24 protein-coding genes are annotated in these 26259 nt (G+C 36.6%); 9 read left to right on the forward strand and 15 right to left on the reverse strand.

The genetic code is table 11. The annotated features are described in order from the left end of the window. A complete protein-coding gene (locus tag C8J95_RS04470; protein WP_021346919.1) occupies nucleotides 1-468 on the reverse strand; it encodes an acyl-CoA thioesterase in 468 nt (155 codons plus the stop codon). Between the two features lie 136 nt (nucleotides 469-604). Between C8J95_RS04470 and C8J95_RS04475 the strand changes: the two genes are divergently transcribed. After that, nucleotides 605-1612: a S41 family peptidase gene (locus C8J95_RS04475; protein WP_107808926.1), complete on the forward strand. Its 1008-nt coding sequence runs from the start codon at nucleotides 605-607 to the stop codon at nucleotides 1610-1612. 71 nt (nucleotides 1613-1683) lie between these two features. Further along, nucleotides 1684-2034 (forward strand): arsenate reductase family protein, encoded by a 351-nt coding sequence (locus C8J95_RS04480; RefSeq protein ID WP_107808927.1) that lies wholly within the window; start codon nucleotides 1684-1686, stop codon nucleotides 2032-2034. Between the two features lie 330 nt (nucleotides 2035-2364). On the opposite strand, the gene gcvT is transcribed toward C8J95_RS04480, so the two are convergent. Together gcvT and idi are read right to left on the reverse strand one after the other, a co-directional pair. Continuing rightward, the gene (gcvT, locus tag C8J95_RS04485; protein ID WP_107808928.1) at nucleotides 2365-3441 is read right to left on the reverse strand and encodes a glycine cleavage system aminomethyltransferase GcvT; all 1077 of its coding nucleotides are present in this window, start codon (nucleotides 3439-3441) and stop codon (nucleotides 2365-2367) included. 42 nt (nucleotides 3442-3483) lie between these two features. Continuing rightward, complete coding sequence (idi, locus tag C8J95_RS04490; protein ID WP_107808929.1) at nucleotides 3484-3993, reverse strand: isopentenyl-diphosphate Delta-isomerase; 510 nt, start codon at nucleotides 3991-3993, stop codon at nucleotides 3484-3486. 114 nt (nucleotides 3994-4107) lie between these two features. Between idi and C8J95_RS04495 the strand changes: the two genes are divergently transcribed. The 6 genes from C8J95_RS04495 to C8J95_RS04520 all read left to right on the forward strand — a co-directional run bounded on the left by C8J95_RS04495 (nucleotide 4108) and on the right by C8J95_RS04520 (nucleotide 12716). Beyond that, on the forward strand, nucleotides 4108-5280 hold the full coding sequence (locus C8J95_RS04495; RefSeq protein WP_107808930.1) for an efflux RND transporter periplasmic adaptor subunit: 1173 nt from the start codon (nucleotides 4108-4110) through the stop codon (nucleotides 5278-5280). A 42-nt stretch (nucleotides 5281-5322) separates the two neighbouring features. Continuing rightward, nucleotides 5323-8475, forward strand: a complete 3153-nt coding sequence (locus tag C8J95_RS04500; protein WP_107808931.1) for an efflux RND transporter permease subunit — start codon at nucleotides 5323-5325, stop codon at nucleotides 8473-8475. A 3-nt stretch (nucleotides 8476-8478) separates the two neighbouring features. Continuing rightward, a complete protein-coding gene (locus C8J95_RS04505) occupies nucleotides 8479-9888 on the forward strand; it encodes a TolC family protein (RefSeq protein ID WP_107808932.1) in 1410 nt (469 codons plus the stop codon). A 27-nt stretch (nucleotides 9889-9915) separates the two neighbouring features. Further along, nucleotides 9916-10317, forward strand: a complete 402-nt coding sequence (locus C8J95_RS04510) for a phosphoheptose isomerase (protein WP_009084664.1) — start codon at nucleotides 9916-9918, stop codon at nucleotides 10315-10317. A 1-nt stretch (nucleotide 10318) separates the two neighbouring features. Then, a complete protein-coding gene (locus C8J95_RS04515) occupies nucleotides 10319-11272 on the forward strand; it encodes a D-2-hydroxyacid dehydrogenase (RefSeq protein ID WP_059324308.1) in 954 nt (317 codons plus the stop codon). Nucleotides 11273-11492: 220 nt separating this feature from the next. After that, nucleotides 11493-12716, forward strand: coding sequence for an alpha/beta hydrolase-fold protein (locus C8J95_RS04520; protein WP_158267940.1), 1224 nt, complete (start codon nucleotides 11493-11495; stop codon nucleotides 12714-12716). A gap of 136 nt (nucleotides 12717-12852) precedes the next feature. Here C8J95_RS04520 and mscL read toward each other — a convergent pair whose 3' ends face one another. The 3 genes from mscL to yidD form a co-directional block, all read right to left on the reverse strand. Next, nucleotides 12853-13290 carry a large conductance mechanosensitive channel protein MscL gene (mscL, locus tag C8J95_RS04525; RefSeq protein ID WP_107808934.1) on the reverse strand — a complete coding sequence of 146 codons (438 nt, stop codon included), beginning with the start codon at nucleotides 13288-13290 and terminating at the stop codon, nucleotides 12853-12855. A 41-nt stretch (nucleotides 13291-13331) separates the two neighbouring features. Next, entirely contained in the window at nucleotides 13332-14177 is an 846-nt protein-coding gene (gene lgt / locus C8J95_RS04530) for a prolipoprotein diacylglyceryl transferase (RefSeq protein WP_370446823.1), read from the reverse strand. 407 nt (nucleotides 14178-14584) lie between these two features. Then, nucleotides 14585-14824, reverse strand: coding sequence for a membrane protein insertion efficiency factor YidD (gene yidD, locus C8J95_RS04535; protein ID WP_034868211.1), 240 nt, complete (start codon nucleotides 14822-14824; stop codon nucleotides 14585-14587). 89 nt (nucleotides 14825-14913) lie between these two features. Between yidD and C8J95_RS04540 the strand changes: the two genes are divergently transcribed. Then, complete coding sequence (locus C8J95_RS04540) at nucleotides 14914-16194, forward strand: replication-associated recombination protein A (protein WP_107808936.1); 1281 nt, start codon at nucleotides 14914-14916, stop codon at nucleotides 16192-16194. 55 nt (nucleotides 16195-16249) lie between these two features. Here the strand turns inward: C8J95_RS04540 and pheA are convergent, their stop codons facing one another. The 9 genes from pheA to C8J95_RS04585 all read right to left on the reverse strand — a co-directional run bounded on the left by pheA (nucleotide 16250) and on the right by C8J95_RS04585 (nucleotide 26237). Beyond that, entirely contained in the window at nucleotides 16250-17098 is an 849-nt protein-coding gene (gene pheA, locus C8J95_RS04545) for a prephenate dehydratase (RefSeq protein ID WP_107808937.1), read from the reverse strand. Nucleotides 17099-17190: 92 nt separating this feature from the next. Continuing rightward, on the reverse strand, nucleotides 17191-18261 hold the full coding sequence (locus C8J95_RS04550) for an endonuclease/exonuclease/phosphatase family protein (protein WP_107808938.1): 1071 nt from the start codon (nucleotides 18259-18261) through the stop codon (nucleotides 17191-17193). A gap of 3 nt (nucleotides 18262-18264) precedes the next feature. Continuing rightward, entirely contained in the window at nucleotides 18265-20022 is a 1758-nt protein-coding gene (locus tag C8J95_RS04555) for a discoidin domain-containing protein (RefSeq protein WP_107808939.1), read from the reverse strand. Nucleotides 20023-20131: 109 nt separating this feature from the next. Next, nucleotides 20132-20497, reverse strand: a complete 366-nt coding sequence (locus C8J95_RS04560) for a hypothetical protein (RefSeq protein WP_107808940.1) — start codon at nucleotides 20495-20497, stop codon at nucleotides 20132-20134. Between the two features lie 63 nt (nucleotides 20498-20560). Beyond that, entirely contained in the window at nucleotides 20561-22474 is a 1914-nt protein-coding gene (acs, locus tag C8J95_RS04565) for an acetate--CoA ligase (protein WP_107808941.1), read from the reverse strand. A 206-nt stretch (nucleotides 22475-22680) separates the two neighbouring features. Continuing rightward, the gene (locus tag C8J95_RS04570; RefSeq protein WP_107808942.1) at nucleotides 22681-23043 is read right to left on the reverse strand and encodes a response regulator transcription factor; all 363 of its coding nucleotides are present in this window, start codon (nucleotides 23041-23043) and stop codon (nucleotides 22681-22683) included. A gap of 23 nt (nucleotides 23044-23066) precedes the next feature. Beyond that, nucleotides 23067-25754, reverse strand: coding sequence for an ATP-binding protein (locus tag C8J95_RS04575; RefSeq protein WP_107808943.1), 2688 nt, complete (start codon nucleotides 25752-25754; stop codon nucleotides 23067-23069). Further along, entirely contained in the window at nucleotides 25747-25941 is a 195-nt protein-coding gene (locus C8J95_RS04580; protein ID WP_107809027.1) for a hypothetical protein, read from the reverse strand. Before C8J95_RS04580 ends, C8J95_RS04575 begins: the two co-directional genes overlap by 8 nt. Before the next feature lie 68 nt (nucleotides 25942-26009). Next, complete coding sequence (locus C8J95_RS04585) at nucleotides 26010-26237, reverse strand: DUF6814 family protein (RefSeq protein ID WP_107808944.1); 228 nt, start codon at nucleotides 26235-26237, stop codon at nucleotides 26010-26012. Nucleotides 26238-26259: the final 22 nt, after the last annotated feature.

Consider the following 26259-nt stretch of genomic DNA (forward strand, 5'->3'; position numbering starts at 1 on the left):
TTATAGAAAAGCTTTCATTTCATCCTCAATACCAGTACGTAACGCCATCAATTTTTTTGCATAATCTTCCAATTGAAGCTCATGTTCTGTTTCTGGTTTCCATTGTGGCACCTTTATTTTGTTGCCATTTTCGTCTACAGCAACAAAAACAATGATACAATGTGTCTTCTTTTCATACTTTTTGGAGGTAACAGCTTTGGAAAAAACATCGATCATGATATGCATACTAGAAGAACCAGTATAAATAACCTTAGCATTAATCTTGATAAGCTCACCAATCTTTATAGGTTTCAGAAAGCGTATTCCCCCAACATATACTGTTACGGCATAACTTCCGCACCAATTACTGGCACAAGCATAGCCAACCTGGTCTATCCATTTCATTACACTACCGCCATGTACTTTGCCGCCGAAATTGACATCTGTGGGTTCTGAGATAAACTGAAACGTTGTTGGTGTATTATGCATGATTTAATAAGATTTATAAAGTAATAAAAATAGGTATATTTACACTCATTTGGACATAATGAATGATAGAAAGTTCAAATGCGCTTAATTAATATTAAAACAAATCCAAATACACCAAATAAAAACTAAATAACATATGAAACGTATATTCTTTACATTGATTGTAATCCTTTATGCTGGCATAGTTTTCTCTCAGAGTAAAAATAATGAACCGGTTAATAAAACTGAAATAGTTGCTGACAAACCTGCAGAACCTTTTATAAAAGAGATAAGAGATATTGTTAAACAAAATTCTCTTTTTAGAGATAAGCTAAACTGGAAAGCGATTGATGAAAATATCAAAAGACTTTCGGTTGGAATGAAAGCAGCAAACGATACAAAACCAGTAATAGATTATATAATATCTGAGCTTAGAAAAGTAGGAGATAAACATTCTTTTTTTATGTCCGTAGCTTCCACAACGAATTATTCCAGCCCGACAAAAAAATTAGAAGGAGCAACCAGCAAATTATTGCCAGGTGATATTGGATATATTAATGTTCCGCAATTTGGTTCTGTAAATGATTCTGCAATGACTGTTTATGCAAAGAATATTCAGAATCTGATCAAAGATCTGGATACTAAAAATGATATAAAAGGCTGGATTATTGACTTAAGAAAAAATACGGGAGGTAATATGTATCCTATGATTACAGGATTGGGGCCGCTTTTAGATAAAGGAACACTTGGTTATTTTGTTAGCAATAATAAAAAGAATCCATGGAAGCTTATGGAAAAAGGAGAGAAGATGTGGAGTAGTAATGCTTATGTTCCTAATGCATACAAACTAAAGAAAAGACCTGAGAGAATTGCTTTACTTGTAGGAGGAAGAACTGCAAGTAGTGGAGAGTTTACCGTTGTATCTTTTATAGGTCAGGACAATGCCAGATTATTTGGTCAGCCTACAGCAGGATATACTACAGGAAACAGAACTTATGTATTGTCAAATGGCTCATCTTTGATGCTATCCACTAGTAATGCTGCTGATCGTAATAAAAAAGATCATATTGGTGCTATTAATCCAGATGTATTAGTAGAGCAATCAACAAATAAAGATGCAGACATAGAAGCTGCCAGTAAATGGGTTCTGGGATTTTATAAATAATTATTTGTAGACTTGGCTTTCATTTCTCTTTTAAAGATGGTATTTTTGGATATTATATAAGAAATATACAAATGAAAAAAGTCTTCTACCTGAAAACATGTGGTACGTGTAAGAAAATTATGGCTGAATTCAATCTGGATGGTTGGGAACTTATAGAGATAAAATCGGCTCCTGTTACGGAATCAGAATTGGCTGAAATGTACAAACTGACTAATTCATACGAAGCATTATTCAGTAAGAAATCTACCCAAATTAAGGCTAGAGAAATAGATGTTAAAACGCTGAAAGAAGAAGACTTTAAAGCATTAATTCTGGATCATTACAGCTTTCTGAAAAGACCAGTATTTATTACCGGTAAAGAAATTTTTGCAGGTAGTGATAAGTCTAATTTGGAGAAGTTACACCAGTTCTTTGGTTCTTAGAGTATAGCTACAATTAGTCCTCAGAAAATATTGGACCTCACAGATTTTATTGTCTGTGAGGTTTTTAGTTATTATAAATTTTAAATTTATTAATGTTAGGACGTTAGTATTGAAAGAAGCTATTATAAATGCCAAGAATAAAATTCAAACCTTTTTGCCGTGGCTAAGGATGCTTTGCTAAACGATATTATGAAGGATCAGAATCCCTTTGTATTACATCATAAATTGCCTCCAAGGGCATAAGTTTAATCTTTGATTTTCTGATAAAAAAAATACCCGGATATTTCCGGGTATTCTTATTTATGACCTTTTCAGGTTATTTGTATTCCATTATATAAAAGGAAGTTTTACAACTTTTGCAGGAATGTCTTTATTACGGATTCTGATAAAAATGTCAGATCCTAATTTGAAGTGAGGTTTTGCAACATAAGCTAATCCAACGCCAACTTTTTTCATTGGGGACATTGTTCCGGAAGTTACTTTACCAATAACATTACCTTCAGCATCTACTACTTCATAATCATGTCTTGGAATAGCCTTTTCCTGCATTTCAAAGCCTACAAGTTTTCTGGTAATACCTTCTTCTTTTTGTTTTGCAAAAACTTCTTTAGAAACAAAATCTTTATCAAATTTAGTAATCCAGCCAAGGCCAGCTTCGATAGGAGAGGTTGTATCATCGATATCATTACCATACAGACAGAATCCTTTTTCTAATCTTAGTGTGTCTCTGGAAGCTAGTCCGCAAGAAATCATTCCGAATTCTTCTCCGGATTCAGTTAATGCATCCCATAATTTCACAGCATTTTCGTTTTTGAAATAAATTTCAAAACCTCCAGATCCTGTATAACCTGTATTGGAAATAATTACATCCTGAACACCTGCTACAGTACCGATAGTGAAGTTGTAGTAAGGAATATCAGCTAACTGAGTATCCGTTAATTTCTGTAAAATTTCAGTCGCTTTAGGTCCCTGAATAGCAATAAGAGACATGTCATCCGATGCATTCGTCATTTTAGCACCAAAAGTGTTGTATTTAGAAATATGATTCCAGTCTTTATCAATATTGGAAGCATTTACTACAACAAAGTATTTCTCATCAGCAATCTTGTATACAATAAGATCATCTACAATTCCGCCATTTTCATTCGGAAGACAAGAATATTGTGCTTTACCATCCTCTAATGTATCTACATTATTGGTGGTAACTTTTTGAAGAAGTTCCTTACTTCCCGGTCCTTCAATAAAAAATTGTCCCATGTGGCTTACATCAAACATTCCGGCTTTTTCACGTACCGCAAAATGTTCTTCAGTAACTCCGGAATACTGTACAGGCATTTCGAAGCCAGCAAAAGGAACAATCTTGGCACCAAGAGAAACATGCTTGTCAAAAAGTGCTGTTCTTTTCATTTTTAAAATATTATTTCGATTTATAATTTTGTTGATTGTCTGTTATAGGTGGTGTCTGTATTCGTCCCAGATAATTTTAAACCATTCTGTAAAAAGTTCCGGTTTATTAGCAATCTCTCCATCCAGCTCTTCCATGGTAACGAAACGTATAGCAGATACTTCATCGGGGTTTAACTGGTATTCACCATTATAGGTTCCGATAAAAACGTGATCCAGTTCGTGTTCCCACAAACCTTGGCCTACATCTGCTTTATAAATAAAATGGAATTTTTCTTCCAGTTCGCAGTTGATACCCAATTCTTCATGAATCCTTCTTTTAGCACCGTCTAAATAAGTCTCATTTTCACGCGGATGCGAACAACACGCATTGGTCCATTTGTCTGGAGAGTGATACTTGGTTGCACTTCTTTGCTGTAAAAGCATTTTGCCTTCCTGGTTAAACAAAAATACTGAAAAGGCTCTGTGTAATAGCCCGTTATGATGGGCTTGCATCTTTTCTATTACACCCAGTACATCATCGTTTGGGTTTACAAGTACAACTTTCTCTTCCATTTAGGAGCAAAAATAGCTATAATCAATTGATTTTCCTAATCAAAATATTCGTTAAACTTATAATTTTTGGATGTTTTTTTAATAAATTTGTTTGCTTGAAAACTAATATTTATTATGACGATAAAGAAAAATACACTTATCGCAGCATCAGGTTTGTTTTTGTTAACCCTGAATGTTTCTTGCGGTAAAGGAGACCCAAAAGCGGCTGCGGCACAGCAGCAACAAAAACCTCAACCATACCAGTTCATAACAGTAGAACAAGGGCCAGCTACAGTCTATGAAGAGTTTCCTGCACGTTTGCAGGGGAAACAAAATATCGAGATACGTCCGAAAATTGATGGATTTATAGAAGATATTTACATAGATGAGGGTGCATATGTGAAGCAGGGACAGGCCCTCTTCAGAATCCGAAATCCACAGTATGAGCAACAGGTAAGGGTTGCAGAAGCCGCTATAAGAAGTGCGCAGGCAGATGTTGCTACAGCTCAGATGCAGGTAACGAAGACCAAACCATTGGTAGATAAGGATATCATTTCCAAATACGAGCTTCAGGCAGCCCAGCTGGCATTACAGGCAAAACAGGCCAACCTTGCACAGGCACAGGCTAACTTGACAAATGCAAGAGTTAATGAAGGTTATACAATGATTTCCAGTCCGGTAACAGGTTATGTCGGGACGTTGCCATATCGTCATGGTAGTTATGTAAACAGTGCTACACAGGAGCCATTAACTACGGTATCTAATATCGGAAGTATCTATGCTTACTTTTCAGCTAATGAAAAAGAAGTATTAGAATTCCTAAAACATTCAACAGGCGGAAGTATTACAGAAAAGCTGAAGAATGCACCTAATGTTAGTTTAGTTTTATCAGATGGTAGTGAATACAAAGAAAAAGGAAGAATCGAATCTATGAGCGGTCAGGTAGACCCTCAGACAGGATCATTTATGATGCGTGCGACTTTCCCTAATGAAAACGGGCTTATCCGAAGCGGATACAGTGCTACGCTAAAGCTTCCTACCTATCTGGAAAAAGTAATTATTATTCCACAGAAAGCTACTTACGAAATGCAGGGTAAAACCTTTGCTTATATAGTAGGAGCAGACAACAAAGTAAAATCAACAGAAGTTAAAGTAGTTCGTCTTCCGGATGGTGTAAGCTATGCCGTAGAATCCGGACTGAAAGCTGGTGATAAAGTTGTTGTGGAAGGAGTTGGTATATTGAAAGACGGAACTGAAATTGTTCCTAAACAAACCAGTCTTACTGCTGTTACTCCAAAAGCTAACTAATATTAATCATAAGGAGAAATCCTTATAATCTCATTTAAAATTATGTTTAGAAAATATATAGAAAGACCGGTACTCTCTACCGTAATATCTATTATCATTGTGATATTAGGTATTTTAGGTATTGTGAGTCTGCCGGTATCTCAATATCCTGACATTGCTCCGCCTACTGTAGTGGTAAATGCCAACTATATGGGGGCCAATGCGGATGTGGTACTAAAGAGTGTTATCATTCCGCTGGAAGAGCAGATTAATGGTGTGGAAGGTATGACCTACATGTCTTCCTCAGCAACCAACGAAGGATCAGCTTCTGTTTCTGTATTCTTCAAGCAGGGGGTAAATCCTGATATTGCTGCAGTAAATGTACAAAACAGGGTTTCTCGTGCTAACAGCTTACTTCCGCGTGAAGTAACACAAGCCGGGGTGACGGTTGTAAAAAGACAGAGTTCCAACGTATTAATTTATACACTGAAGAGTGATAATCCTCAATACGATCAGGTATTCTTACAGAACTACATCAACATCAACATTATCCCAAGAATGAAAAGGGTAAATGGGGTTGGGGATGTAACCGTATTCGGAACAAAAGATTACTCAATCAGAATCTGGTTGGATCCTGATAAAATGGCTGCTTATGGTTTGGTTCCAAGTGACATTGGTGCAGTCCTTAATGAACAAAACATTGAAGCTGCCCCAGGTAAGATGGGAGAACAGGGGAAACAAAGTTTTGAATACACACTAAAATATAAAGGTCGTCTTACCAGTACAGCTGAGTTTGAAGATATAGTATTAAAAGGAAATATTGGCGGACAAGTCTTAAGACTTAAAGATGTTGCCAAAATAGAATTAGGAGCTCAGGATTATTCAGGAAATACTTTTACAGACGGACAGGCGGCGATTGGGGTTGCTGTTGCACAGACGGCAGGTTCCAATGCTCAGGAAGTTATCAATGGTTGTGTGGCCGTATTAGACAATGCCTCAACTTCTTTCCCTAAAGGGATTACCTATACAACAATGGTAAATGCCAATGAATTCCTGGATGCTTCAATTGATAAAGTACTTCATACTTTATTTGAAGCTTTCATCCTTGTATTCATCGTTGTATTTATATTCCTTCAGGACTGGAGATCTACGTTGATTCCAGCGATTGCTGTACCAGTAGCTATTATCGGTACATTCTTCTTCCTGAATCTTTTCGGATTTACAATTAACCTACTTACCCTATTTGCATTAATCCTTGCAGTAGGTATTGTTGTGGATGATGCAATTGTCGTCGTTGAGGCTGTCCATTCCAAATTAGAACAAGGTGAAAAATCGCCTAGGCGTGCAGCTATTTCTGCCATGAATGATATCTCCGGAGCTATTATCAGTATTACACTTGTAATGTCAGCCGTATTCGTACCGGTAAGTTTTATTAGTGGTTCTGCCGGGGTATTCTATAAGCAGTTTGGTTTAACACTGGCAATTTCTATTGTATTATCAGCAGTAAATGCATTAACGCTGAGTCCGGCACTTTGTGCAATATTCCTAAAGCCTCATGCAGAACATGGTGAAGGGCATAAAAAGAATATTATGCAGCGTTTCTTCGCCAATTTCAATACTGCATTTACAGCAACGACAATGAAGTATACCCATGGTGTTAGCTTCCTTTTGAGAAGGAAATGGCTTACACTGATAGCTTTATTGGGCTTTGCAGGATTATTTGGCTGGCTTATGGTCTCTACACCCAAAGCCTTTGTACCGAGTGAAGATATGGGTGGTATATTCTCGGATATAGCATTGCCACTAGGTGCCTCACAGGAGAGAACTGAAGAAGTGTTATCACAGATTGAGAAAGTGGTATCTAAAATGCCTGAAGTAGATCACATTATGAAAATTTCCGGAAGGGGAATGATCAGTGGTACAGGTAGTAACTACGGGATGGTAATTGTAAAGCTGAAACCATGGGCACAAAGAACTGGTAAAGGTGAATCTCAGGATGCTGTTCTTGGTAAATTATACCAACAGACTGCAGGAATAAAAGATGCACGTATTATTTTCTTCGGAAGACCTACGCTTCAAGGGTTTGGTAATGCTGCAGGTTTCGAAATGCAGCTTCAGGACCAGAAAGGAGGTACAATTGATGATCTGAATAAAGTAACCAATGATTTTATCGATGCTCTAAAGAAAAGACCAGAAATACAAAATGCTTATACCTCATTTAACCCGAACTTCCCGCAATACCTTATCGATGTGGATGTAGCATCTATTAAGAATGCAGGTTATTCGGTATCAGATGTACTAAGTGTTATTCAGGGATACTTTGGTGGGGTATATGCTTCTAATATTAACCTATTCGGAAAACAATACCGTGTAATTTACCAGGCACCACCTAATCAAAGAGCAAACGTAGAAAGCTTTGACGTTATTAAAGTGAGAAGCAGTACTGGCGCTATGGCTCCTGTTAGCAGATTCGTTACACTGAAAAGAGTATATGGTCCACAGAGTATAAGCCGTTTCAACTTGTTTACGGCTGTTACTGTAAATGGTACACCAAACCCAGGGTATAGTTCTGGTGATGCGATCCAGGCTGTTCAGGAAGTTGCTGCACAGGTAATGCCTTCTGGTTACGGATATGAGTTCTCTGGTTTAACAAGAGAGGAGATGAGTGCGGGTAGCCAAACGGTTATCATCTTTGCACTATGTTGTATCTTTGTATACTTCCTTCTTTGTGCACAGTACGAAAGTTATATGCTTCCGTTTGCTGTAATGCTGTCATTACCATTTGGTCTGGCTGGAGCATTATTCTTTACCTGGATTACCGGAACATCAAATAACATTTATACTCAGATCTCCCTTATCATGCTTATTGGGTTACTGGCAAAGAATGCGATTCTTATTGTAGAATTTGCCCATGCAGCCAGATTAAAAGGATTATCAATTGGTAAAGCTGCATTGAGAGGAGCACAACAAAGGTTACGTCCAATCCTTATGACATCTTTCGCCTTTGTATTTGGTCTTATACCATTGGCTATTGCGGCTGGAGCTGGAGCAGTTGGTAACAATGCTATTGGTATTGCGGCGATCGGAGGGATGCTTTTCGGAACAATCTTCGGGGTATTCTTTATACCAGTATTATTTGTCGTATTCCAGTTCTTACACGAGAAAATTTCTATTAAGAATGAGGAAAGTGCGGACGTACCAAAACTAACAGATTAAAACATGAAAAGAATAAATAATATATGGCTTTTTGCAGGTGCTGCGTCGATGCTGGTTGTTTCATGTAAAGTAACCGATCCGTACCATAAACCTGAAATTTCAAATGAAAAGCTAAACCGATTATATGGTAAAGAAATCAATACTCAGGATAGTTTGTCTACTGCAAACGTATCCTGGGATAAGATTTTCACAGATACCAATCTGCAAAATATTATCAGAAAAACAGTGCAGAATAATCTGGATCTGAAAATTGCCATTTCCAGAATTCAGCAATCAGATGCTTATTTCAAACAAAGTCAGATGGCCTTTTTGCCAACTATAAATGGAGGTCCAACAGCTACGATTTCTAAAAATAGTCCGGCAGCACAGGTTAATCCACTTTTCCCAACACATCATATTGAAAACTTCCAATTAGGTATCAATACCGGCTGGGAAATCGATGTTTGGGGTAAACTGGCTTCTGCTAAAAGAGCTGCCTACGCAACGCTTTTATCCAGTGATGCTTCCAAAAGAGCTGTTCAGACCCAATTGGTAGCACAGGCAGCGACACTTTATTATCAGTTGTTAGCTTTTGACAAGCAGCTTGAAATAACCAATCAGACTATTGATATCAGAAAGAAGCAACTTGAAACCATTAAAGCATTAAAAGAAGGTGCCATCCTAACTGGGGCAGATGTTGCTCAAAGTGAGGCCAATTTATATGCAGCACAGGTTTCGGTTCCGGATATTGAACTGAATATTAAAACTACCGAAAATGCTCTTTCTCTATTGATGGGAGAGCCTCCTTTAGAAATTGAAAGAAGCAGTATAGACGGACAAGCTGTTTACTCAGATCTGAAAACTGGAGTTCCTTTACAGATGGTAAGAAACAGACCGGATGTGCAAATGGCAGAGTATAACTATCAACAGGCATTTGAAGCTTTAAATGTAGCTAAAGCAGATGTTTTCCCTGCGCTTAATATTACTGCAGCATTTGGATTGTCTTCTTTGAAAATAAAGGATTTATTCAGAGATTCATTTATGTATTCAGCCAGTGGAGCTCTTAGTCAGGTTATTTTGGGTAAAGGAACCAAGAGAACTCAGGTTAAGGTTTCTGAAACTCAGAAGGAACAGGCGTATCTTACTTATGAGAAAAGTGTGATTACAGCCGGAACTGAAGTATCGAATGCACTGTATTCGTACCAGATGGCTGTAGCTAAAGAAAACACCAGAAAGCAACAGATTGAAACACTTGCCAAGGCAGTAGATTTCAATATGGAGTTGCTAAAATATACTTCTAAAACTAATTATACCGATGTATTAACGTCTGAGCAGAATCTACTGGCGGCACAACTTGCCGGAGTAAATGATAAACTGCAACAGTTGGTAGCTTCTGCTAATTTTTACAGAGCTGTAGGTGGAGGACAATTTTAAGCGAGATATGAACGTTAAACTAAAACTATGGAACTAGAATTCAAAGACCATCTTAGCCCGATGCTAAAAGATGGAGTAATCAATTATCTTATTGATATTGACGGAACAATTACGGATGATGTCCCTAATGAGGAACCGGAGAGGATGAAAACATGTAAACCATTTCCGGATGCACTTGCAACCATCAACAGATGGTACGACGAAGGGCACCAGATTTGCTTTTTTACATCCAGAACCGAGGACTTACGGGAAATTACCGAGACATGGCTGAGAGATAATGGATTTAAGTTTCATAGTGTTCTTTTAGGAAAGCCAAGAGGTGGAAATTACCATTGGATAGATAATCACCTGGTAAAGGCTACGCGCTACAAAGGAAAGTTTACAGATATGATAGAAAAGAAAGTAAAAATAAAAGTTTTTAAAGATTAATATGAAAAAGATTTTAGCCAACGACGGGCTTTCAGGGAGTGGAATAAAAAAACTAATTAATTATGGCTTTCAGGTCATCACAGATAAAGTTCCGCAGGAAGAACTAATCTCCTACATTAATACCAACCAAATCGATGTTTTATTAGTGCGTAGTGCAACAAAAGTACGCAAGGATATTATTGACAATTGTCCTTCTTTAAAGATTATCGGAAGAGGAGGAGTTGGGATGGATAACATAGATGTGGAATATGCCAGAGAAAAAGGAATAAAAGTAATTAATACACCGGCTGCATCTTCAGAATCTGTTGCCGAGCTTGTATTTGCACATTTATATTCTGGTATCCGCTTTCTTTATGATTCCAACAGACAAATGCCTTCATCAGGAAATACTGAGTTTGAAAAGCTTAAAAAAGCTTATGCTGGTGGCATAGAGCTGCGTGGTAAGACAATAGGTATTATTGGTATGGGCAGAATTGGTATCGAAGTAGCAAGAATAGCACTTGGGCTTCGTATGAAGGTAATTGCTGCTGATACATTCGTAGGAAAAGCAAATATTGAAGTAGATTTCTATAATGGCCAATCCATTAATGTAGATATTATTACCGAACCGATTGAAGAGATTTTAAAAGAAGCAGATATTATCACATTGCACGTTCCTGCACAAAAAGGTTTTGTAATCGGGAAAGAGCAGCTTGATATGATGAAAGATGGTGTAATGCTTATTAATTGCGCCAGAGGGGGTGTTATAGACGAGGGAGCTTTAATAGAAGCTCTGGATTCAGGAAAAGTACGTTTTGCTGGTCTGGATGTATTCGAAAATGAGCCAGCTCCTTCAGATAAAATATTAGCACATTCTAAGATTTCTTTGTCTCCGCATATTGGGGCAGCAACATTAGAAGCTCAGGATCGTATTGGAGAAGAATTAGCAGATCAGATCAACGAAATTCTATCGTAAATACATTAAATATAAAATATAAAACAAGGCCGGAATATATTTCGGCCTTGTTTTTTTATTATAAGGCGTTTATAGTGCATTCCGTGTAATATGTAGACTTTTAATGTGTAAATAGATGATAATGAGACTATATTAGTGCACTTATTTCTATTTAAATATTAGTGCAATATGTAAATTTGGACATTTGTATAACTTTTCAAGACTTTAAAAAATGATTTTAATGATAAACGGTTTTAAAAATATACTTAAGAATTCTATAAATGCCTTCATTGTACTTTCCTCCTTCATTTTAAATACAGGTTTTTCCTTTGCACAATCAACAAATGATATGATTGTTTTAGGGCAGAAGTATACAATACATTCTAAAGTTCTTAAAGAGAATAGAACTTATTCTGTTTATTTGCCAGCCTCTTATAAAAGCAATCCAAATAAAAGATATATTGTCGCTTATGTTCTAGATGGTGAAAGAAGTAAATTTCTTGAAGTATCAGGTATATCACAATCTATGCACTCTTCATTCAATTTAAAACTTCAAATTCCTGAATTAATAATTGTATCTATCGAAAATACCGACCGGACCAGGGATTTTACCCCTACAAATTCTTTGAATTATTTGGATAAGGAAGATATTGTAGCATTTAAGAGTAGTGGAAAGGCAAATGATTTTATGAACTTTATAGAAAAAGAATTAATGCCTGAGATTAATAATTCTTTCAGAACTGTTCCACAAAATATGATTATAGGACATTCAATGGGCGGATTGTTTGCTTTGCATTGCCTGCTTGAAAATCCGAAAATGTTTAGTTATTATTTGCTTATTGACCCTTCCTGGTTTTGGGACCATAATTATATAGGAAAAAGAGGAAAAGAAATACTGGAGAAACAAATTGATTTGAAGGCACGAGTGTATATTGCATTAGCTAATAACTTTCATGAGGATAAAAGGCATTATCAGTGGGGTATGGAATTTTATGAACTTCTGAAAAAAAATAAATCTCCTGATCTCCGTGCAGAAGTAAAATACTTTGAAGATGAAAAACATCTTACAGTGACTATACCTGCTACTTATTATGGTCTTCGCTATCTCTTTCAGCCTTATGAAATAGATATTAATGAAGTAACTAAGGATCCAAAAGTATTGGCTAATTATAATAAAAAAATCCATAAAGAACTGTTTTTGGACATGAAACCAGATGAGAATTTTGTAAATACCATTGGATATATAGCTCTCCATGACAGGCAAATACCTGATATTGCAGTTTCTGTTTTCGAAATCAATGCTAAGAATTATCCTCAATCATTAAATGTGTGGGATAGCCTTGCCGATGCTTATATTGCCAAGGGGTACATTGAAAAAGCAAAAACGTGTTACAGGAAAATTTTGGCTCTTTCCCCAGATAATAATAATGCTAAAAGTAAACTGGAAAAACTAAATAAATATTAAAACTTATACTTATAGGGACTCACAATCAGCTGAGTTAAAATATAAAGTTTTAATACACGAATGTACAATAAAAACTACATAAAAAGGGCCGGAATATATTCCGGCCTTTCTTTACTTTATCTGATAGGAAGAATAATTAGTTCTTCTTCAATTGATCGCGAATTTCCATCAATAACTTGTCAGTAGAAGATGGTTCTGCTGCAGGTTCGTCTGCTTGTTTCTTTTTCATTTTGTTGATACTCTTAACCATTAAGAATACTACAAAAGCTAATAGTATGAAGTTGATAGCAACAGTAATAAAATTACCATAAGCAAAAATTGCTGCATCCGGAGCCAGTTCTTTAGCTTTAGCCAAAGTAGCGCCTGCCGGGATAAGCTCGGAGCCTTTTCCCATTGCAAAATAAATACTGCTGAAATCAGGTTTTCCTGCGATAGCAGCAACAATTGGCATTACAAGGTCATCGATTACACTTGTAACAATTTTACCAAATGCTCCACCAATGATTACCCCTACTGCCAGATCAAAGGCATTGCCTTTAACTGCAAATTCTTTAAATTCTTTTATAAATCCCATAGTGCTTTGTTTATTATTTGAACAACAAAAGTAATGAAAAATTATTTTTCCAGTTTATTTTTTTTAGAATAAAGCATAATAGCAAAACCTGCAAGCATAAACGGAATACTTAAAATCTGTCCGGTATTAAGACCTGCAAACTGGATAAATTCATCTCCCTGAGGCTCTTTAAGGAACTCTACAAAAAATCTGATTGCCCAAAGGATAATAAAGAATAAGCCAAATAACCATCCTTGTTGATATTTCTTGTCTGTCTTACGGTAAAGATACCAAAGAAGGATAAATAAAAGAACATAACCTATTGCTTCAAATAACTGGCTAGGGTAGCGTGGTACTGTAATACCATACTCACTGCTCTGCTGTGGGAATAATATAGCGAAAGGAGAATTTGGATCTACCTGTTTTCCGATGATTTCTGAGTTGAAGAAGTTACCCATTCTTACAAAAGCACCACCTAAAGCGACTACAATACCAAGTCTGTCATAAACCCAGAAAGGATTCTTTTTGATAATTTTATACGAATAATATAGTGTTGTAAGGATTAGGGCTATTGTAGCACCGTGACTTGCAAGACCTGAGAATCCGGTAAATTTGAATTCTGGTTTTGTCTGGATAGGTAAAAATACTGACCAGAAGTCTTGTTTAAATAATTCTGGCTGATAGAAAATAACGTGTCCTAAACGAGCACCTAGTATAGTACCAATTAAAGTCCAGGTGAAAAGGGGATCCAGGTATTTCTGATCTACACCATCTATCTTGAATATTCTCTTCATCAGGATATAACCAAATCCAAATGCAAAAACGAACATTAAGCTATAGAAGTGTAATGTAATGGGTCCTAATTTAAATCCTACAGAAGGATCCCATATTTTATATGGAGTTTCCAATTCAGCTTTCGCACCTTCTTCTATATCATTTTGTGGATTTAGAGGTTTGTAGAAATATTTGTAATCTTTTGGATTACTGATATCTGCCGGTTGGAATTTTTTATTCAGAAGTTTGTAGCCATGAATTTTGTATTCCTCGAAAACCGGAGTAGAAGCATACTCGTTTACAGAGCTGTTCAGAATAATCAGAATGTTACTGTTCTGGGGTTTCTGGACGAAGCTTCCAAAATCTCTGCCCGATGTAGTGGCAAAGATTTTCACAGGGATTTTTTTCTCTTTATTTACAATCAGTGTTCCATCGGATAATCCGTCAGTATGATTCTGAGAGAATAGACCCTGAGCGAACAACGCAAAAACGAATAAGTAGATTCTTAGAAGAATATTGTTCATTTATAGATAGTTTATTATTAACATTTATGTTTTCTGGGAACAGGGTCGTAGCCACTGCCGCCCCATGGATGGCAACTTAGTATTCTTTTGGCACCCAGATAACCTCCTTTAAACAGACCGTGTATCTTTAACGCTTCAAGTGTATATTGCGAGCATGTAGGGGTATATCTGCAGTTTTTTCCCAGCCATGGTGATATAGCATACTGATAAAATCTTATCAGCATAACGAAAGGGAAAATCAGTATTTTATTTAACATTCTCGACTTTAATACTCACAAAAATAGGCGAAATTTCTGTAAATTTGGAAACTTAAAGCATTAAATATTATGCTTTCTATTCTGATTTCATGAGTACAAATATCCCTTTAGCAGAGAAACTGCGACCAAAGAATTTAGATGAAGTTATCGGGCAGGAACATTTAACCGGTCCAAACGGTCCTATACGTAAGATGGTAGAGCATGATACACTGAACTCTATTATATTCTGGGGACCTCCGGGAACAGGGAAAACAACGCTTTCGGAGATTATTTCAGAAAATTCCGGAAGGAAATTTTTCAAACTTAGTGCTGTGTCCTCCGGTGTTAAAGACGTACGTGAAGTTATAGAACAGGCCAAGCAGCAGAATCTTTTCTCAGGCAAAAGCCCGATTCTGTTTATTGATGAGATCCATAGGTTCAATAAGAGTCAGCAGGATAGTTTGCTACATGCCGTAGAAAAGGGTTGGATTGTTCTGATCGGAGCTACAACTGAAAATCCTAGTTTTGAAGTAGTATCAGCATTGCTGTCAAGAAGCCAGGTTTATGTTTTAAAAGCTTTAGACTATGAAAAGCTTGAAGGCCTTGCAGATGTTGCTGTTGAAAGATATAATAAAGATTCCGGAACAAAATTCAGTTTAAAAGATAAAGCTGCATTCATCCAGTATTCCGGTGGTGATGCCAGAAAGCTTATTAATTCTGTTGAGATTGTACTGAATCAGTTTCTTCATAGTAAGAAAACAGAAATTGAGAATGAAGATGTACTAAGTGTCCTTCAGGAAAATATGGCGCTCTATGATAAAAATGGAGAGCAGCATTATGATATTATTTCTGCCTTTATAAAATCTATAAGAGGCTCTGATCCTAACGGGGCTGTCTATTGGCTGGCCAGAATGTTGGTAGGAGGAGAAGATATCAAATTCATTGCCCGCAGGATGCTTATTTCTGCTTCAGAAGACATTGGATTGGCAAATCCCAATGCTCTTATTATGGCCAACAATTGTTTTCAGGCCATCAATGTAATTGGTAATCCCGAAGCAAGGATTCTCCTAAGCGAATGTGCGGTATATTTAGCGGTGTCACCAAAGAGTAATTCGGCTTATATGGCTATTAATGATGCCATGAGTTTGGTAAGGCAAACTGGAAATCTTCCGGTGCCACTACATCTGAGAAATGCACCTACCAAATTGATGAAAGAAATGGATTACGGAAAAGAATACAAATATGCTCATAGCTATGAGGGGAGTTTTGTAGATCAGGAGTTTTTACCTGAAGAGATTTCCGGAACGAAATTCTATAATCCGGGGAATAACTCAACCGAGAAGAAAATAGATGCAGAGCAGGAAAAAAAATGGAAAGGAAAATATAAATAAGTACGAAGTTAGAATTACGAAACTAAATACCACTATTTCTAACTTCGTACTTAAACTAGCTTTCCAGCATATATTCTGAATAATGGCCTAACGGTTTTATATTAGCACCAATACTTTCCAGTTCTTCATATGAATTTTTAATCAATACTTCTTTCCAGGGACCATCGATATTGATGAAGAAGAAGTAATTTCCTAAACCAGTTTTAAGGGTTCTGGATTCTATCTTGCTAAGGTTTAGTTTTCTCCATGCAAAAACAGACAATACCTGATGCAAACCTCCGGCATGATCTTCAGGAAGTGTTATTAAAAGACTTGTCTTCTCTGTTACCTTTGGCAGTTCGGTTGTCCAATCAGCTTTTTTCTTAGAGATAACGATAAAACGGGTATGATTTTGTTCAAAATCCTGAATATTACTATTGATGATTTTTAAACCATATAATTTTGCTGCAAACGAATTTGCTACCGCCGCAATTTTGCGTTCAGGAGTTTCAGAAACTTTTTTAGCTGCAGCAGCTGTTGATGCAAATTCCTGTTTTACCACTTCAGGATAATTCTTGTTCAGAAAGTGATAAGACTGCGCAAGTGCCTGTGGGTGCGAGTAAATCTTCTCAATTTCTTCACTGTTATCATGGGAAGGATGAATCATAAGCTGGTGCGAAATAGGCATTACAGCTTCAGCTTCTATAACAATATTACTGGTATCATACAGATAGTCCAGAGTCATAGAAACAGTCCCTTCAATAGAGTTTTCTAAAGGAACTACAGCCTTGTCTACCAAATCATTTTTAACCGCCAGAAAACAGTCCAGAATACTGGATTGTGGAATTAGTTCTTCATTTGGAAAAATTTGGGTAGCGGTTAACTGAGTAAATGAGGCTTGGGGCCCGAGGAATGCTATTTTCATAAGACAAATGTATGGATTTATCTGTTTTTTCGGAAAGTTTTAGGATAATTTATTTATCTATTTACTTTTATGTAAATCAAAATGTTTGTTTTTTAATTATTTGCATCTCCTTTTTCCAGTCCTTCTTCAATTTTTTCCTGTGCTTCTGCATGATCTTCAGCATTAGCATCAAATTTTTCACTCTTATCCTGTGATCTTATGACCAAAGAAAGACTAATAGGAAAGTGATCGGAGTCAACAGATTTTTCGACTTTCATATTGACCAAACGGAAATGCGAACTTATAAAAAAATGGTCAAGAGGCCATCTCAAAAACCAGTATTTTGCATGAAAAGTATTGTACATTCCACGTCCTCTGCGGGCATCTAATAATCCGCTTATTTTGAGGAATAGTTTTGTAGTATGCGACCAGGCAACGTCATTCAGATCACCAAAAACAATGGCTGGTTTTGCATACTCTTTTGCCTGTTTACCTACCAGAAGAATCTCGGCATCTCTTTCAGTACTTTCTTCATTTTCCTGCGGAACCGGGGGCGTGGGATGTATGCCATAAAGTCGTACAACATCGCCACTATATTCTACATCTGCAATGATCGAAGGAATCTCTTTACTGACCAGATATTTGACTTCTGAATGTAATAATTTTAACTTCGAGTAAAACAATAGACCATAAGTATTATCTAGCGGTACTTCAATTTTATAGGTATATTTATCTGTAGCTTTTTTTAGGCCAGTCTTCCAGTGATTATCTGTTTCCAGAAGAAATACAATATCCGGATCTTTGGACTCTATTAGTTGACAAAGTTTTGTGTGATTCGTATTGTCCTGATAGACATTACAAACTAATAAATTTAATGGTTTCTCTTCAGGCTTCGGAATTGTTCTGTTTATCATTTTCTTGCCTAAAAAGGTATAGGGAAGAATGAGATAAGCAAGATAGAGAATACATAAAATCTGAAGCCATAAAAGGATTTTCTGAAAATTATTAGGTTCCGGAAATATGAAAAACCAGGCTATTGTAAGGATAATAAGAATAACGAATTTTTGAAACCTTGGGTAATCAAAAATTCGAAATGTCCAGTAATCATTTTTAATAAACGGAATCAGCACGCTTACAACAGCCAATACCGATAAAATTTCCAAAATTATCTGTAATATAGCCATTGTCTATTCCGATTTCATTACCGGTGTTCGTTCCGAAATGCCATTAGCATTAAAAGCTTCAATCTGGAAGTAATAAGCATCACTCTTATCTGCTCCGGTAAAGTAATATTCATTCTTACCATATACCATAATGCTTCCGTATAATTTGTCGGGAGATTTACCAAAATAGATAACATAACCATCCGCCAGATCATTTTGCTTCCATTTGAACCATACACTTCTTCTGTCGGCATTTTTTCTTGGTTCAGCACGCAGTGCAACAAAGTTTTCTACTGCTGGTGGTCTTTCTCCGGAACCTTTACCAAATACTCTGAATCCGCTTAATGCAAACTTTCCGGTAGGCATTTTCAGATTTTCCATTTTCAGAAAACGTGCTTTCACCGGAGTTTCCAACTCAACATAATCGTGCGGTACATCTTTTTGGTTTTTGCTTTTGTCTATAATTGTTTTCCATGATTTTCCGTCATTAGAAGCGTAGATCTTATACTGGTGCATCTTATTCAGCGTTTTACCTAAAAACTCTGCATTCTGATCGGCATAATTGATTTGTATGGCGTTGACTGTAGAAATATCACCTAAATCTGTCTGGTACCATTCTCCTGCATTTCCGGTTTTTGCACTCCAATAGGTTTTAATATCTTCATCTACTGCGAGATTTGGCTGAAATCCACCTAAAGTTGAGGAAACCTGAACGGGTTTCTGATAATTTAGCAGCATCCATCCGGCAAAAAGTCCTTTGCTGAAGTCTTTTCCCTGTGCATATTGTGGAAGGTAAGTAGGGTAGTCGCCATAAGCTGTATTGGTGTACATTACATCATCTTTGTCGAATCCGGCAGGCCAGATCCCCATTCTCCTTTCAAAGTTATTTTTGGTTGATATAACTATGGTAGAAATATGCCACCAGTTTTTGTAATTATCTTCAAATGTAGCTCCGTGCCCGGCCCCTCTGGCAAATCCGCCAGGTTTGTAAGAAAAAGGGTTATGGCTCTGGTAGGTAAAGCCTTCTAATGGTTTGTCACTTACATAAACGCCATCTCCGTAACCACTGAATTCTGTCCCCGGAGCGCCATATTGCAGGTAATACTTTCCATTATGCTTGGTCATCCATGCACCTTCAATAAAAGGCGGTAAAAAGGTATTGTCATTATATTCTCCAAATCTTTCCCAGCCATGCTCCGAAGGCTCTAATCCTAAAAGAGGTTTTACATAACCTTCAGATTGTAAGGTTTTGGTGTTAATCTCCGTTCCCAGAATAGGATAGGCATTACTGGAGCCCCAGTATAGATAAAGTTTATCTGTATCTTCATCGTAATGGAAAGCAGGATCCCATGCACCTACTTTAAATTCTTTTACAGCAATTTCCCAATTATCTTTGGTGGGATCTGTACTTTTCCAAATGGGGAAATCAGGATTGTGAGTCGAGCCAATAACATACATAGCATCTTTCATTACAAAGACGGCTGGTGCACACAATTCGTCAAATACTTTATGTTGTGGAAGAAGAAATTTACGGGAGACAAATTTCCAGTTCAGCATATCATCGCTCCACCAGTAACCCCATTGGTTTGTAGAAAACATGAAATATTTTCCTTTGAAAGTTACAATTACCGGATCGGCAGTAGCCCTGTGTTTTCCCTGTGTTGCAAAATTTGGAATAGGCGTATAGCCATAATCTACATTTACGGGATTGGCATAGGTTTTTTGCTGTGCCCTGGCTATAAATACTGAAAGTATTGCTGCTCCGAAAAGAATCTTCTTCATAAACTGGTATATACAATCAAAGATAAAGGAAATCAACTAAATAAAAGGAGTTAAAATAAAAACCGCAGGAAAAATCCTGCGGAGTAGTTCATTAAGAGTAGTAAAAAAATTAAGATTTAACTTCAGATCCCATTCCTTCGCTTGAAGACTTAAACTTAAGATCTGGAAAGCTATGAATCTGATATTTATTCCTTACATCGATTTCTTTTTTCAGATTTTCATAACTTTTAGCCTCGTCAATGGTCATATTTTCAAACCAATAAACTTTTAGCACATTATTCTGATCAAAGACCAGCTTAGCTTTTTCAGCCTCACTATCGGTTTTGATCACAACGCTGGCCATATAATTAGCATTCACATCTTCGTTCAGATATACAATATAATCTGAATTACTAAATCCGGAATTTTCCAAGTCGGTTTCCAGTTTTTTGTAGTCGCGTTGATTATTAAATAATCCGGTTATGATATTAGACATGGCAAAGATTTTTTTAATCCTCTATAAAGTTATTAAAAAATATTATATAATAGTAATAAAATATTATTCAATACGTTCATTCTTTATTTCTTCTACAATTTCAGGATTTAATAGTGTTGAGATATCTCCGAAATTACTGAAATCTCCTTCAGCAATCTTTCTTAAGATCCTTCTCATAATTTTTCCCGAACGGGTTTTTGGAAGTGCAGATACAAATTGAATTTTGTCCAGTTTGGCAATTGGGCCTATGCTATCGGAAATCAATAGGTTGATTTCTTTTTTCAGGTTATCCTTATCACGATTCTCACCCGTTTCCTTAAGGATTACATAGCCGTACAGAGCATTGCCTTTAATATCATGAGGGTAACCCACAATTGCAGATTCTGCAACCGCAGGATGAAGGTTGATACTGTCTTCAATTGGAGCGGTACCCAGATTGTGGCCTGATACGATAATAACATCGTCTACACGTCCTGTAATACGATAATAGCCAACCTCATCTCTTAATGCGCCATCACCTGTGAAATACTTACCGGGGAAAGCTGAGAAATAAGTTTCTTTATAACGTTGGTGGTCTCCCCAGATTGTACGTGCGATTCCGGGCCAAGGGAAACGGATACAAAGGTTTCCGGTAACCTGATTCCCGGTAATCTCGTTACGCTTATCATCCATTAGTACTGGCTGAACTCCCGGAAGTGGTAAAGTTGCGTAGGTAGGCTTAGTAGGTGTAACAAATGGGATAGGGGATATAAGAATACCACCTGTCTCAGTTTGCCACCAGGTATCTACTATAGGACATTTTTTATTTCCTACGTGGTCATTATACCAGTGCCATGCTTCATCGTTGATTGGTTCACCAACGGAACCGATAACTCTTAAGCTGCTAAGGTCATGCTTGTCCACCCATTCAGAATTTTCTTTAGCCAAAGAACGGATAGCTGTAGGTGCAGTATAAAACTGAGTCACTTTATGTTTCTCTACTACCTGCCAAAAACGGTCTGCTTCCGGATAACTTGGTACCCCTTCGAAAATAATAGTGGTGGCACCATTACACAAAGGACCATATAATATATAAGAATGTCCTGTAATCCAGCCTATATCTGCTGTACACCAGTAAATATCATTCTCCTGATAATCGAATACATTTTTAAAAGTATAAGCCGTATATACCATGTAACCGGCACATGTATGTAACATGCCTTTTGGCTTACCAGTAGAACCGGATGTATAAAGTATAAATAACGGATCCTCTGCATCCATTACTTTGGTAACAAAGTCAGAAGATGCTTTTTCATAATAATCATCCAGCCAGAAGTCTCTTCCTTCTTTCATTTTAACTTCAGTATTGGTACGTTTTACCACCAATACTTTATCAATACCTGTGTCATGATTATCCAAAGCCTCATCCACAATACCTTTAAGATCAAGAGCTTTGTTTCCTCTATAGCTACCGTCTGAACATACAATTACTTTAGCACCACAATCCTGTGCTCTGGAAGCAATTGCAGAAGAAGAGAAACCAGCAAAAATAACGGAGTGTACAGCGCCCATCTTTGCGCAAGCAAGCATTGTTACTGCCAGTTCCGGAATCATAGGTAAATATATACATACACGATCGCCTTTTTTTACTCCCAGTTCAGTTAGTATATTGGCCATTTTGCATACTCTCTCATGCAGATCTTTATAAGTGATATGTTGAGCTTCTTCTTTAGGATCGTTGGGTTCCCAGATTATAGCTGTTTTGTCTCCTCTTTCATTAAGGTGCCTGTCCAGACAGTTTTTGGTAATATTTAGTTTTGCATTTTTAAACCATTTGATGTCGGCCTCTTCCATATCGTATTCCAGAACCTTGCTCCATCTTTGGTACCATACGAAGTTTTCGTCTGCAATTTTGTCCCAGAATTTTTTAGGGTTTTTAATGGATTTTTTGTATTGCTTAAAATAATCCATTAAGTTTTCAATCTGGTAATTTCTCATATCAATTTCATTTTTGAAAGTTTAAGTTTTTATAAAGTTAATGTTTTTTATTTGTTAGTCCCTACTTTCTACTTGTCACAGGTATTACTTTTACGTCTAATGGCTATGTTTTGTCATTCTGAAATAAAAAATTGAGGTGATAAATATTGACTGATTTATAATGATATGCCAACATATTATTAGTACCCCAGAGATTTGATAATCTTCTATTGAAACAAGTCTTCCATTTGCTGGATTAATTTTTTAATAGAATAAGGTTTCCCTACATAAGCATCTGCACCCAGAATCATTCCTTTTTCAATATCTTTCGGTGTATTTTTGGCACTTAATAAAATAATTTTAATATCACTCAGAGCTTTTTGTTGTTTTATAATTTCCAGGGTACTATACCCATCCAGATTTGGCATCATAATATCCAGTATAATAACATCAGGAGTAATGGTTTTCAGAAAATTTAGGACCTCGGTTCCATCTCTTGCAATAAACACCTCGTAACCGCTTTTTCTAAAGCTATATTCCAGAGACATCAGTATTTTGTGTTCATCATCTGCAATGATAATCTTTTTCATATTTTATTTTCATTTATTGTTCGTTATATAGTTTGTTGCTTTCTATTATTTTCCGGAAGTATAATGGTAAAGGTAACTCCAAATTTGTTATTTTCAGCTTTTATTAATCCGCGATGTGCCTCAATAATTTTTTTTGATATTGCCAGTCCTAATCCGCTGCCCACAGGCTTTATCCTGTTCTGATTTTTGGATTGGTAGAATCTATCAAAAATATTTTCCAGATCCTCTTCCGGAATATTTTTACCTGTATTAGATATTTCAACAATTAGCAGATGTTCTTTTTCATATAATTTACCTTGTATATTACCTTGCTCATTAGTGAATTTTAAAGCATTGCCAATAATATTTTGGAATAGCTGAATAAATTTTGCTTCATCATATTCATATAAATGCCGTTTCAGAAGATCAATTTCAGTTGAATAAACATTTTTTTGTTGTATCATATGAAGCAGCGGTTTGAGTGCCTTTCTATAAGTTTCAACAATATTATACTTCTGTATATTCAAAGGCACTTCATTATGTTCCAGTTTATCCAGGTAAAGAATATCATTAATTATTTCACTCAATCTGTCGGATTCCGTAATAATATTATTCAGAAATTCTTTTTTAATTTCTAATGGAATATCATGATCATCTGCTAGTATTTCCCCTGCTGAACGAATCGCTGTAATAGGTGTTCTCAGCTCATGGGCTACGGTATCCAGAAAATCATTTTTTTGCTGGTCTTTCATTATCAGATTTTCATTGGCTGTTGTAAGGTTGTGGGAGAGTTGTTTAAGTTCTTCCGATTGTTCTGTAAGTTTTTTATTGAGGCTGATGTTCTCTTTGGATTCTTCTAATATTTTTAAAACTTCTTTCAAAGAAATTTTATCTTCTTTGGTTACACCTTCAATTAAAATTTTTGCAGATGCAGTACCTATTCTGCCTGCTAAAAGGTTTTCCGAAAATTTTATAAACCTGGAATCAGTGGTTTCTGTCTGCGAGTCTATATTATATTTTAAATTGAAAATTCTTATCGCCTGTTCGGTTTTCTTTTTACCTAAAAAACGTTCTAATATATTTTTAATATCTGAAACATAAGCAGTTCCCCGCCAAATAAATGCATTTTCGTGATTCAGGATATATTTATCTATATCAATATAAAGCTCTGCAAAGTTCCTTTCGCGGTAATTCCCTTTGGTACTGGCTGAAATGATGGTGAATAAGCCTGTGTTTACTAAAAGAGACCAAAAGAAAATCTCAGAAATTTTGGATAAATAGGGAATTGTAAAGAAGTCGAAGGAATTGTACATATCTCTTAAAACTCCTTTGAATTCTTGATTGTATGAAAAATAATACTGTGGAATGATCAATCCGAAATAACATATTGCCAATCCGGCAGTAAGACCAATTATGGTGCCTTTATAGCTTCCTCTTCTCCAGAATATAGCTCCAAAGAATGCAGGTGCTAATTGTGCAATTACCACAAATGAAATCAACCCTACGGAATCCAATGATGTCTGCAAGATGAAATATTTATAGAAAACAAATGCCATGATGATGAGGGCGAAGATGCTGAATTTTCTGATGTTGGTAATGTTTCGTGTATTCTGCTCCTCGCTTTCGGATTTGAACTTTCCAAGTAATCCATAAGGAATGATGAGGTTATTGGAAAGCATAATGGATAAAGTAATGGCGGAAATAATGATCATGGAGATGCACGAGCTCAATCCTCCAAGAAAGACCAAAACGGTAATCAAGGTATTATCAAAATACTGTGGAATCAGGATGGAGTAGAACTCTGGGTTTACTTTTTGTCCATCAAAAATCAGTCTTCCTCCCCAGGCAATCGGAAAAATGAATATTGTGAAGATCAGCAGATAAAGGGGAAAGAACCAAATAGCGGTTCTGATATGTTTTTCCTGTCTGTTTTCCACAACAGCAACATGGAACTGTCTTGGTAATATGCAGATAGCCGTTGCTGAAATCATACACAGAACCATCCAGTTCATGGCGCCTTCAATTCCATTGAAGGTATTTTTCTCCTTGAAGTCCTCAAAATGACTGGCTTTCTGATAAATATCCGCGAATCCGTCAAAGACATAGTATATCACGAAAAGACCAAGGATGATGATGAAGAAAAGCTTCAGGAAACTTTCCAATGCTATGGCGGAAATGATTCCCAAACGTTTTTCCGAAGCATCCACATATCTCGTTCCGTAATAAGAGGAAAATAAAGCAATCAATATAACGACGAATGTGGCGTTATCACTCAAGAGATTTTTTGATATAGAGGTTTCCGTCACCAAATGAAAGGTCTCGGAGATTGCTTTGATTTGCAATCCAATGTAAGGGACGATGGCCAAAAGACAGACAATGGTGATGATGGCGCCTAAGCTTCTGCTGTTTCCGTACCTCAGGGCAATGAAATCGGCAAGGCTGCTTATTTTGTTTACCCTTGAAATCCTTACGATTCTTGTGTTGATATAAATCCATGCCGGAATAATCATGGCGGGACCAATGTAGATAGGTAGGTAGTCCAGCCCACTTGTAGCTGCCACACCAATACTTCCATAGTAGGTCCACGCCGAACAATACACAGCCAAAGACAACGCATAGATATAAGGATTGTTGATCCATAGTTTGCTTCTTTTCTTCTCTGCCAGATGGGCGACCAAGAACAGAAGAGCCAGGTAAAACAGAACTACGAAGAACAATGCAAAGCTATTCATTGTATTTTTTAACGATTACAAAAGAAATAATGATGGAAATCAACCAAACGACGAACAGGTAGATCAAAATCAGGGGATAACCCAAAACTTCCCGCTCACTATTGAAGAGTAGTGAGATGGGTATGCTGAAGGCAATCATCAATCCAATGCTCAGGATAACCAGTTTTTGCTCGTGTCTTCTTTTCATAAATGCTTTCTGAAAAGGTACTTGATGGGTAGATTGAACACCCATCAAGTATCATGTGTCTTTTATAATTATATCTTATCGTCAGAATATTCTCCTGTTAATGCATAGTAACCGAAGATGGCCATTCCGCCTGATACAATCGGCGTCAGCACGAATAAGATGATGATTCCGAAAACCAAATCTTCCTGCTTCCCTGAGGTAATTTTTGGTATCCCCATGACGGTGATTCCGAAATACCCTACGATTAATGCTATTGCAATCCAAAGAATGCCTAATATTTTTTTTAGTCCGTTCATTTTAATAGTTTTAAAATTAATG

Source organism: Elizabethkingia sp. YR214 (assembly GCF_003058195.1).
In the GTDB taxonomy this organism is placed as follows: domain Bacteria; phylum Bacteroidota; class Bacteroidia; order Flavobacteriales; family Weeksellaceae; genus Elizabethkingia.